Here is a 10,291-nt window from a genome sequence, read left to right as displayed (position 1 = left end):
CGAACGCACGACCCGAAGGAGCACCTCCGTGTCCCATGTCATCGGACGTCGCCGTCGCGGCCTCGTCCTCGCCGGAGCCCTCTCCGCCGCCACCGCCCTGGCCCTGACCGCCTGCGGTGGTCCGGCCGTCGGCGGCAGCGGCTCCGACTCCAGCGCCTCGGCCGGGTCGACCGACTGGTCGCAGGTCGAGCCCGCCGACGAGATCACCTTCTGGTCCAACCACCCGGGTCAGTCCCAGGACGTGGAGCAGGAGCTCATCGACCAGTTCACCGCCGAGACCGGGATCACGGTCGACCTGGTCACCGCCGGTGCGAACTACGACGAGGTCGCCCAGCGCTTCCAGGCCGCCTCGCAGTCCGACGAGATGCCGGACGCCGTGATCGCCTCCGACGTGTGGTGGTTCCGGTACCACCTGAACGACCAGATCATGCCGGTGGACGAGGTCCTGGACTACCTGGACGCCGACGCGGACGACTTCCAGCCCGCGCTGTACGGCGACTACGAGTACGAGGACCAGCACTGGGCCGTGCCCTACGCCCGGTCGACGCCGCTGTTCTACTACAACAAGGACATGTGGGCCGCCGCGGGTCTGCCGGACCGTGGCCCGGAGACCTGGGAGGAGCTCCAGGAGTGGAGCACCCAGCTCACCGCCCAGGTGCCGGACGGCGGCAGCGCCTTCGGGCTGTCCACCGGTCCGTCCTGGGGCGCCTGGTGGTTCGAGAACATGATCTGGGGCCAGGGCGGGGCGTACTCCGACGGCTTCGACGTCACCCTGGACACCGACGAGGCGATCGCGGGCGGGCAGTTCCTCTCCGACCTGTTCCACGGCACCGACGGGGTGAACGGCGGTGAGCCGGTGGCCACCGTGTCGGCCACCGACTCGATGGCGGACTTCTCCAGCGGCCTGATCGCCTCGACCATCGGGTCGACCGGTTCGCTGACCGGCGCGCTGGGATCGGCCTCCTTCGAGGTGGGCACCGCGTTCCTGCCCGACGGCCCCGACGGCGGCGGATCGCCCACCGGCGGCACCGGCGTGGCGATCTCGTCCTCCTCCACCCCGGAGAAGCAGCTCGCCGCCGCGATGTTCCTGCAGTTCCTCACCGACACCGAGAACACCGCGACCTTCTCCCAGGCCACCGGGTACATGCCGGTGCGCACCTCGGCCGTGGAGTCCGACACCATGAAGGCGGTCTACGAGCAGGCCCCGCAGTTCCGCACCGCGGTCGACCAGCTCGGCGAGAAGGCACGCTCCCAGGACTACATCCGGGTGTTCGTCCCGGGCGCCGACGCCTTGCTCAACACGGCGATCGAGCAGATCGTTCTGGAGGGGACCGACCCGGCCGCGGCGTTCGAGTCGATCACCCCGCAGCTCGAGACCGCCTACCGCGAGAATGTGGAGCCCTACCTGTGACGACGTCCCCGACCGCTGAGCCGGTCATCCCCCTCGTGATCGCCCACCGCGGCAACTCCTCGGTGGCACCGCAGAACACTTTGGCGGCCTTCGAGGCGGCCTGGCGGTCCGGGGCGCACAGCATCGAGCTCGACGTCCAGCTCACCGCCGACGGGGAGGTCGTGATCATCCACGACGACACCGCCGACGCCACCACCGACGGCACGGGCGCGATCAGCGCCCAGGACCTGGCCGCGGTGCGCGCGCTGGACGCAGGGTCCTGGTTCTCCCCGGCCTACGCCGGGCAGCGGATCCCGACCCTGGCGGAGGTGGTCGACTTCCTGATCCGCCGCCCGGGCATCGATCTGCTGCTGGAGATCAAGGGCTCCTGGACCGTCGACCAGGTCCGCCTGGTCACCGGTCCGCTCGCGGCCGCCGGCCTGTTCGACCGGATCATCGGCCAGAGCTTCTGGCCGGAGACGGTGGCGGCGCTGGCCGAGGCCGCCCCGTCCCTGCGCCGGGGCCTGCTGGTCTTCGGTGTCGACTCAGTGGACGCGCTGCTCACGCAGTGCGCCGAGCTGGACGTGATGACCTGCAACCCGGCCGGTCCGCTGCTGGTCGAGCACCCGGACCTGGTCGAGCGGCTGCACGGGGCCGGCCTCCGGACGATGGTCTGGACCCTGGACGAGCCCGGGCACTGGGCCGCCGCCGTGTCGGTGGGCGTGGACGCGATCATCACCGACCGGCCGGACCGGCTGGCCGGGTACCTCGCGGCCACGGCCCGCCCGCTCGTCGACCGCTGACCGCTCGATCCCGCGCGTCCGGTACCTCCGCGCCGAGTCCGGTACCCGTGGTGCCCTGCCGGGTGCCGGGGTACCGGACTCGGCGTCGCCGTGCGGGGGCCGGGCCCGGTGGACACGAGGCACGGATCCCAGCGGGGTCGCGGTAGCGTGAGCCCCATGTCCTCCACGCCCTCCCGTCCGTTCGGTGCGGTCCTGACCGCGATGGTCACCCCGATGACGGAGGACGGGACGCTCGACCTCGACGCGGCGGCCGCGCTGGCCGTGCACCTGGTCGACCACGGGCACGACGGCCTGGTGCTGAACGGCACGACCGGCGAGAGCCCGACCACGCACGCCCCGGAGAAGGCCGACCTGATCCGCGCGGTGGTGGAGGCGGTCGGCGACCGCGCGCACATCGTGGCCGGCGCCGGGTCCAACGACACCCTGCACGCGGTGCGGATGGCCGAGCAGGCCGCCGAGGCCGGTGCGCACGGACTGCTGGTGGTCTCGCCGTACTACTCCCGGCCCAGCCAGGAGGGCATCGTCCGGCACATCACCGCCGTGGCCGACGCCACCGCCCTGCCGGTGATGCTCTACGACGTGCCCGGTCGCACCGGGGTCCGGCTGGCCCAGCCGACCCTGGACGCCCTGGCCGCGCACGACCGGGTGGTGGCCGTGAAGGACGCCACCGGCGACGTCTACTCCGCCGCCAAGGCCGCCGCCCGGACCGGGCTGGCCTGGTACTCCGGCGACGACAGCCTGCTGCTGCCTTTCCTCGCGCACGGCGCGGCGGGCATCGTCAGCGTGGCCGGCCACGTGGTCGGTGCGCAGTTCGCCGCGATCGTCGCGGCCCACGACGCGGGCGACCACGCCCGCGCACTCCAGATCTTCCTGTCGATCGCACCGGCGATCGACGCGTTGAACGGCCGGGGGTTCCAGGCGGTCGCCGCGAAGGCGGCCGTCCAGGCGCTCGGTCTGATCCCGTCCCGCCACCTGCGGCTGCCGTTGGTCTCCGCGTCCGACGACGAGGTCGAGGAGGTGCGCGGGGGACTGCGCGCCGCCGGCATCGACCTGCCGACCGACGCCCCGGCGCCCAGCCCGCAGCACTGACCAGGAGAAGCATGTCCCACCCGCACCCCGAACTGACCCTCCCGCCCGCACTCGCGAAGGGGGCGCTGCGGATCGTCGCCCTCGGCGGACTCGGTGAGGTCGGCCGCAACATGGCCGTGCTCGAGTACGACGGTCGCCTGCTGATCATCGACTGCGGCGTCCTCTTCCCGGAGGACCACCAGCCCGGCGTCGACCTGATCCTGCCGGACTTCGAGTACATCAAGGACCGGATGCACCTGGTCGACGGGATCGTGCTCACCCACGGTCACGAGGACCACATCGGCGCGGTGCCCTACCTGCTGCGGCTCCGCTCGGACATCCCGCTGATCGGCTCCCAGCTGACCCTGGCCTTCGTCGAGGCCAAGCTCAAGGAGCACCGGATCACCCCGCTGACCCTCGCGGTCAAGGAGGGGCAGACCGAGCAGATCGGCGCGTTCTCCTGCGAATTCGTCGCGGTGAACCACTCGATCCCGGACGCGCTGGCCGTGGCGGTCACCACCGGGGCGGGCACCGTGCTGCACACCGGTGACTTCAAGATGGACCAGCTGCCGCTGGACGGCCGGATCACCGACCTGCGCGCGTTCGCCCGCCTGGGCGAGAAGGGCGTCGACCTGTTCATGGTCGACTCCACCAACGCCGAGGTCCCCGGCTTCGTCACGCCGGAGCGGGAGATCGGGCCGGTGCTGGACGCGGTCTTCGCCGAGTCCTCCCGCCGGATCGTGGTCGCGTCGTTCTCCTCGCACGTGCACCGTGTGCAGCAGGTGCTGGACGCCGCGCACGCGCACGGCCGCAAGGTGGCGCTGGTCGGCCGCTCGATGGTGCGCAACATGACCATCGCCGCCGACCTGGGCTACCTCAAGGTGCCGCCGGGCATCCTGGTCGACGCCAAGCGGATCGACGACGTGCGGGACGACGAGCTGGTCCTGATGTGCACCGGCTCCCAGGGCGAGCCGATGGCCGCGCTGAGCCGGATCGCCAACAACGACCACAAGATCTCGGTCGGGCCGCGGGACACCGTGATCCTGGCCAGCTCGCTGATCCCGGGCAACGAGAACGCGGTGTTCCGCGTGATCAACGGCCTGACCCGGCTCGGCGCCCGCGTGGTGCACTCCGGCAACGCCAAGGTGCACGTCTCCGGGCACGCCTCGGCCGGTGAGCTGCTCTACTGCTACAACATCCTGCGGCCCAAGAACGTCATGCCGGTGCACGGCGAGGTCCGGCACCTGGTGGCCAACGGAGCGCTCGCGGTGAAGTCCGGGGTCCCGGCCGATCGCGTGGTGCTGGCCGAGGACGGCGTGGTGGTCGACCTGGTCGACGGCAAGGCCTCCGTGGTCGGCGCCGTGCCCTGCGGCTACGTCTACGTGGACGGCTCCAGCGTCGGCTCGATCACCGAGGCCGAGCTGAAGGACCGCCGGATCCTGGGCGACGAGGGCTTCATCTCGATCTTCGCCGTGATCTCCTCCGCGGACGGCACCGTGCTCGCCCCGCCGCAGATCCAGGCCCGCGGCTTCGCGGAGGACGACGCGGTGTTCCGGACCATCCTGCCGGAGGTGACCTCGGCACTCGAGGACGCCCTGCGCGGCGGTGCGGTGGACACCCACCAGCTGCAGCAGATCATGCGCCGGGTGGTCGGTCGCTGGGTGTCGAACCGCCTCAAGCGCCGCCCGATGATCCTGCCGGTGGTCGTCGAGGCCTGAGCGCACGACGCGGAGCCCCCCGGTCGTCCCGGCCGGGGGGGGGTCCGTCGTCACTCCGCCCAGAGCAGCCCGCGGTGCGCGGCCAGCTCCTTGGCCTGGGCGCGGACCCGCGCGGTGACCGACCGGCCCCAGGGACCCCAGGGTTCGGCGAGCACCCGCAGCCTCCGACCGCTCGCCCTGGGTCGCCAGACGCCGACCGGCACCCCGTCCACCACCACGGCACCGGGACGACCGAGGACCGGCCACAGTTCCGCGCGCCGATCCGGGTCCGGCACCAGCAGCTCGCGGTCCCGCGCCTGGAGCAGCAGGTCGAAGGGGCCGAGCAGCCGGACCACGCTCTCGGGCTCGGTCGCCGACTCCAGAGCGGCCAGGTCGGCGGCCAGCACCCAGCCGGGGGAGGCCTCGGCGTCCTCGTCCACCACGACCACCTCGACCGCGTCGGACGGCCAGCGTCCGCGCACGTCCCGCACCGGCGCGTCCAGGTAGCCCGCGACGAGCTCCGGCGTGGTCGGGCCGAGCAGGTGCACGCAGGCCCGGACCAGGTCGAGCCGGGCGTGGTCGTCGGTGGGGTCCGGGACCGCGGGAGCGGACAGGTCCGGTCGGCTCCGGGGCCAGCCGTCGATCCGGCGCAGCACCGGGGGAGAGGTGTCCGGGGCCAGTTCCAGCCCGGCGTGCAGGGCGGCCAGCCGGAACGGCTGCTCGTAGGCGTGGGTGGTGGCGCACGAGCGGCACCAGCGCAGGTACGGGTCGGGGAGCTCGGCGGTCAACCGCCCGGACACCTCGCCCTTGGACCGCGGCTCGTCCACGATCTCCCGCAGCAGCGCCGCCACCCGGGTCAGCGCGTCCACCGCCGGGATGCCCGCCTGCTTGAGCGGCCGGTTCGCGTCGAAGATCCGTTTGCCGGCGTCCGCCTCGGAGAACGGGCGCACCGCCACCTCCACCGCGGGCAGGTCCGCGCGACGGTAGGCGTGCGGGGCGCCGCGCACTGTCCACGCCAGCCCGAGCTCACGGTCCCGGGCGGATGGGTCCGGCGGGGCGGGCACGCCGCGGTTCGCCAGGGACCAGGTGTACGCGGCCGGGCCGGTGGCCTGCACTCCGAGGTCGAGCACCGCCGCGTCGGTCAGCGCACGCCCGGGATCGGTCGCGCGCCCGAGCTGCTGGGTCCGAGCGCGGAACCGGAGCGCCTGCGCCCTGGTCACCGTCGTCATCGGCACACTCTGGCACGCCTCGACACGCCACCGCGATCCCCCGGTTCCCCGGTCGCGAGCGGGCTGACGGTTACCGTGGACGGTATGTCCCCGCGTGCCTCCACCCCCGCCGCCCGCTCGACCGGGCGTGCCGCGGGCACCGCGAGCAGCACGGCCAAGAACGCCGGCAACCGCGGACGGGGGGGTGGTGGTCCCGCCGCGACCCCCGCCGAGCGTCGTCCGGCCCTGCCGGTGCGGATGGTCCGCGGCACCTGGATGGGCATCGCCCACCTGGTCGGCGGCGGTGCGCGCAAGGTCGGCACCGGGGCGCGTGAGCTCGACCCGGCGCTGCGCCGGGACGGTGCCGCGCTGTTCCTGCTGGCGCTGGCCGTGATCGTGGCGGTGCGCGAGTGGTGGGGACTGGACGGGATGGCCGCGGACGCGGTGCACGTGGTCGCGGCCGGCACCTTCGGCCGGGTCGCGGTCGCGGTGCCGGTGGTGCTGGTCGGCATCGCGGTGCGCCTGATGCGGCACCCCGAGCAGAACCAGGCGAACAGCCGGATCGCGATCGGCCTGACCGCGATCACGCTGGCGTCCTGCGGGCTGGTGCACATCTCCGCCGACCTGCCCGCACCGTCCGGTGGATTCGAGGCTGTCCGGGACGCGGGCGGCATCGTCGGCTACCTGGTCGGTGCCCCGTCGGTCGCGCTGATCACCGCCTGGGCCGCGGTGCCGGTGCTGATCCTGCTGGCGTTCTTCGGGCTCCTGGTCGTCACGGCGACCCCGGTGAACCAGATCGTGCCCCGGCTGCGCGCCGCCTACGACCGGCTGACCGGCAACCACCGGCCCGAGACCGAGGACGTCGACGACGACGCCCCGCTGGTGATCAACGCCGGGCACACCGCCTTCGACGAGGAGCCGGCCAAGCCCAAGCGCTCGCTGTTCGGGCGCCGGCGCAAGGACCAGGCGGCCGAGGACGACACCCGGATCCTGGACGAGTACGACGGCGACGAGGCGTTCACCCGCGCGGCCGCGGTGGCCCCGGTGGACGACGACGCGACCGAGATCGTCGAGCCGGAGGCGCCCGGGACCCCCGAGACCGCGCCCACCCAGGCCGTCACCACGATCGCCCCGTCACCCGCGAAGGAGCTGGCCGCGCCGCCGACCAGCGGGGTGCCGCGCGGCGAGCAGCCGATGCTCGAGGGCGACGTCGTCTACATCCTGCCCACCGAGGAACTGCTGGCGAAGGGCGCCCCGCACAAGGTGCGCTCCGCCGCCAACGACCGGGTGGTCGAGGCGCTCACCGGGGTGCTGGACCAGTTCGGCATCGACGCCAAGGTCACCGGTTTCACCCGCGGCCCGACGGTCACCCGGTACGAGGTCGAGCTCGGCAAGGGCGTCAAGGTCGAGCGGGTCACCGCGCTGAGCAAGAACATCGCCTATGCGGTGGCCAGCGCCGACGTGCGCATCCTGTCCCCGATCCCGGGCAAGTCGGCGATCGGTATCGAGATCCCGAACACCGACCGGGAGACGGTCTCGCTCGGTGACGTGCTGCGGTCGTCCGTGGCCCGGCGCAGCGACCACCCGATGGTGATCGGCGTCGGCAAGGACGTCGAGGGCGGCTACGTCACCGCGAACCTGGCCAAGATGCCGCACCTGCTGGTCGCCGGTGCCACCGGTGCCGGTAAGTCCAGCTTCGTGAACTCGATGATCGTCTCCATCCTCATGCGCTCCACCCCGGACGAGGTCCGGATGGTGCTGGTCGACCCCAAGCGGGTCGAGCTGACGATCTACGAGGGCATCCCGCACCTGATCACCCCGATCATCACCAACCCCAAGAAGGCCGCCGAGGCCCTGGAGTGGGTGGTCCGGGAGATGGAGGCGCGCTACGACGACCTGGCGATGTTCGGCTACAAGCACATCGACGACTTCAACGCCGCGGTGCGCTCCGGCAAGGTGAAGCCGTTGCCGGGCTCCGAGCGCAAGATCGCCACTTACCCGTACCTGCTGGTGATCGTGGACGAGCTCGCCGACCTGATGATGGTCGCCCCGCGGGACGTCGAGGCGTCGATCCAGCGGATCACCCAGCTGGCCCGTGCCGCAGGCATTCACCTGGTGCTGGCCACCCAGCGTCCGTCGGTGGACGTGGTCACCGGTCTGATCAAGGCGAACGTGCCGTCCCGGCTGGCGTTCGCGACCTCGTCGCTCACCGACTCCCGCGTGGTGCTGGACCAGCCCGGCGCGGAGAAGCTGATCGGCCAGGGTGACGCGCTCTTCCTGCCGATGGGCGCCGCCAAGCCGATGCGGACCCAGGGCGCCTGGGTCGCCGAGTCGGAGATCCACGCGGTCGTCGAGCACGTCAAGAAGCAGCTCAAGCCGGTCTACCGCGAGGACGTGGCGGTCGTCGCCGCCAAGAAGCAGGTGGACGAGGACATCGGCGACGACCTGGACCTGCTGCTGCAGGCCGCGGAGCTCGTGGTCACCAGCCAGTTCGGGTCGACCTCCATGCTGCAGCGCAAGCTCCGGGTCGGCTTCGCGAAGGCCGGACGGCTGATGGACCTGCTGGAGTCGCGGGAGATCGTCGGCCCGTCCGAGGGGTCCAAGGCCCGTGAGGTCCTGGTGCAGCCGGACGACCTGCCCGGCACGCTCGCCATGCTGCGCGGCGAGGACGAGCCCGCGGCGGACCGGTACGCCGCCCCCGACGGCCGGATGCCGAACGAGCCGCCGGAGGCCGTGGACTACGACGACGACGCGGACGATCTGCGCTGAACGGGACCGATCCGCGAGGCACGTACCCTGGGCGGGTGGTGGATCACCGACCCCCCGTCCTCAATGTCGCGAACGTGCTGACGCTGCTGCGCATCGTCGTGGTGCCGTTCTTCGCCTGGGCGCTGCTCGTCGACGGCGGGGACTCGATCAGCTGGCGGCCGGTGGCCACCGGGCTGTTCGTGCTCGCCGCCGTGACCGACCAGGTCGACGGCCATCTGGCCCGGCGGATGAACCTCGTCACCGACCTGGGCAAGCTGCTGGACCCGATCGCGGACAAGCTGCTGGTCGGCGCCGCGCTCGTGCTGCTGGCGGCGCTGGGGGAGCTGCCGTGGTGGATCCCGGCCGTGATCCTGGCCCGGGAGCTCGGCATCACGGTGATGCGGTTCTTCCTGCTCAAGTACCTGGTGCTGCCGGCCTCCCGGGGCGGCAAGATCAAGACCGTGCTGCAGATCGCGGCGCTGACCCTGTTCCTGCTGCCGCTGGGTCACCTGCCGGCGTTCGTCGCGATGGTCGCCTGGGTGCTGATGATCGCCGCCGTCGTCGTGACCGTGGTCAGCGGCGCCGACTACGTGCGCACCGCGGTCCGGGTGCATGCGGAGCACCGGCGCGGACTGGCCGGGGGCCACGAGCTCACCCGCCATGCCGCCGCCACCGGCACCACCCCGGCGGAGCCGGCCGGGGAGTGACCGCGGAGGGCGCGAGCCGGACGGGTGACCGACCGTCACCGCAGACGCCAGGGCCGTCGAGGACCGCATCGTCCAGGGAGGACGTCATGAGCGCCGAGGAGTCGGAGGACGGTGCCCTCGCCGTCGCCCTGCTGGACACCCTGCTCGACCGGGGCCGCACCCTCGCGGTCGCCGAGTCCCTGACCGGGGGACTGGTCGCCGCCACCCTGGTCGACGTGCCGGGGGCCTCGCGGGTGCTGCGCGGCGGGATCGTCGCCTACGCCACCGACCTGAAGGCCGCCCTGCTCGGTGTCGACCCGGCGCTGCTGGCCGTCCACGGCGCCGTGCACCCGGAGGTCGCGGCCCAGATGGCCCGTGGCGTCCGGGAGCGGCTGGGCGCCGACGTCGGACTGGCCACCACCGGCGTGGCGGGGCCGGATCCCCAGGACGGCCGCGCCGCGGGCACCGTGTTCGTCGCGGTGTCGACGTCGGACGGGGAGCAGGTCCGCCAGCTCGCGATCGAGGGCGGCCGGGCCGAGGTCCGGGCGGCCAGCCGGGACGCGGTGCTCGCGCTCGGGATCGACGTGGCGCAGGGCTGACCCGGTGTGCGCAGCGGGTGAACATCCGGTGCCGGGTCGGGGTCGGTTGCAGGGCCGGGAACACGGAGAACACCCCGGGCGTTGTGCCCACC

The 10,291-nt window shown here is 72.8% G+C and carries 8 protein-coding genes; 7 read left to right on the top strand and 1 reads right to left on the bottom strand.

Features of this window, described 5'->3' with window-relative positions:
- Positions 1–28: 28 nt before the first annotated feature.
- From OGL89_RS08025 to OGL89_RS08010, 4 genes are all read left to right on the top strand, one after another.
- Positions 29–1,411: an ABC transporter substrate-binding protein gene (locus tag OGL89_RS08025; RefSeq protein ID WP_263119401.1), complete on the top strand. Its 1,383-nt coding sequence runs from the start codon at positions 29–31 to the stop codon at positions 1,409–1,411.
- Positions 1,408–2,193: a glycerophosphodiester phosphodiesterase family protein gene (locus OGL89_RS08020; protein WP_263119399.1), complete on the top strand. Its 786-nt coding sequence runs from the start codon at positions 1,408–1,410 to the stop codon at positions 2,191–2,193. The genes OGL89_RS08025 and OGL89_RS08020 overlap by 4 nt, the downstream gene beginning before the upstream one ends.
- A gap of 156 nt (positions 2,194–2,349) precedes the next feature.
- On the top strand, positions 2,350–3,282 hold the full coding sequence (gene dapA, locus OGL89_RS08015; protein WP_263119397.1) for a 4-hydroxy-tetrahydrodipicolinate synthase: 933 nt from the start codon (positions 2,350–2,352) through the stop codon (positions 3,280–3,282).
- 11 nt (positions 3,283–3,293) lie between these two features.
- Positions 3,294–4,979: a ribonuclease J gene (locus tag OGL89_RS08010; protein WP_263119395.1), complete on the top strand. Its 1,686-nt coding sequence runs from the start codon at positions 3,294–3,296 to the stop codon at positions 4,977–4,979.
- A gap of 50 nt (positions 4,980–5,029) precedes the next feature.
- On the opposite strand, the gene OGL89_RS08005 is transcribed toward OGL89_RS08010, so the two are convergent.
- Positions 5,030–6,187, bottom strand: a complete 1,158-nt coding sequence (locus OGL89_RS08005; RefSeq protein ID WP_263119394.1) for a winged helix DNA-binding domain-containing protein — start codon at positions 6,185–6,187, stop codon at positions 5,030–5,032.
- 84 nt (positions 6,188–6,271) lie between these two features.
- Between OGL89_RS08005 and OGL89_RS08000 the strand changes: the two genes are divergently transcribed.
- The 3 genes from OGL89_RS08000 (at position 6,272) to OGL89_RS07990 (ending at position 10,199) form a co-directional block, all read left to right on the top strand.
- Positions 6,272–8,935, top strand: coding sequence for a DNA translocase FtsK (locus OGL89_RS08000; protein WP_263119393.1), 2,664 nt, complete (start codon positions 6,272–6,274; stop codon positions 8,933–8,935).
- A 35-nt stretch (positions 8,936–8,970) separates the two neighbouring features.
- Positions 8,971–9,621 (top strand): CDP-diacylglycerol--glycerol-3-phosphate 3-phosphatidyltransferase, encoded by a 651-nt coding sequence (gene pgsA, locus OGL89_RS07995; RefSeq protein WP_263119392.1) that lies wholly within the window; start codon positions 8,971–8,973, stop codon positions 9,619–9,621.
- 86 nt (positions 9,622–9,707) lie between these two features.
- Entirely contained in the window at positions 9,708–10,199 is a 492-nt protein-coding gene (locus OGL89_RS07990) for a CinA family protein (protein ID WP_263119391.1), read from the top strand.
- Positions 10,200–10,291 lie beyond the last annotated feature (92 nt).

Source organism: Cellulomonas sp. RIT-PI-Y (assembly GCF_025642745.1).
Lineage (GTDB): Bacteria > Actinomycetota > Actinomycetes > Actinomycetales > Cellulomonadaceae > Cellulomonas.
This window is presented reverse-complemented; position numbering and strand designations above follow the sequence as displayed.

What these genes read in the sequence shown, in the direction of transcription:
- OGL89_RS08005 (WP_263119394.1), bottom strand. Translation starts at nt 6,187, where the DNA reads ATGACGACGGTGACCAGGGCGCAGGCGCTCCGGTTCCGCGCTCGGACC.
- OGL89_RS07990 (WP_263119391.1), top strand. Translation starts at nt 9,708, where the DNA reads ATGAGCGCCGAGGAGTCGGAGGACGGTGCCCTCGCCGTCGCCCTGCTG.
- OGL89_RS08010 (WP_263119395.1), top strand. Translation starts at nt 3,294, where the DNA reads ATGTCCCACCCGCACCCCGAACTGACCCTCCCGCCCGCACTCGCGAAG.
- OGL89_RS08000 (WP_263119393.1), top strand. Translation starts at nt 6,272, where the DNA reads ATGTCCCCGCGTGCCTCCACCCCCGCCGCCCGCTCGACCGGGCGTGCC.
- dapA (WP_263119397.1), top strand. Translation starts at nt 2,350, where the DNA reads ATGTCCTCCACGCCCTCCCGTCCGTTCGGTGCGGTCCTGACCGCGATG.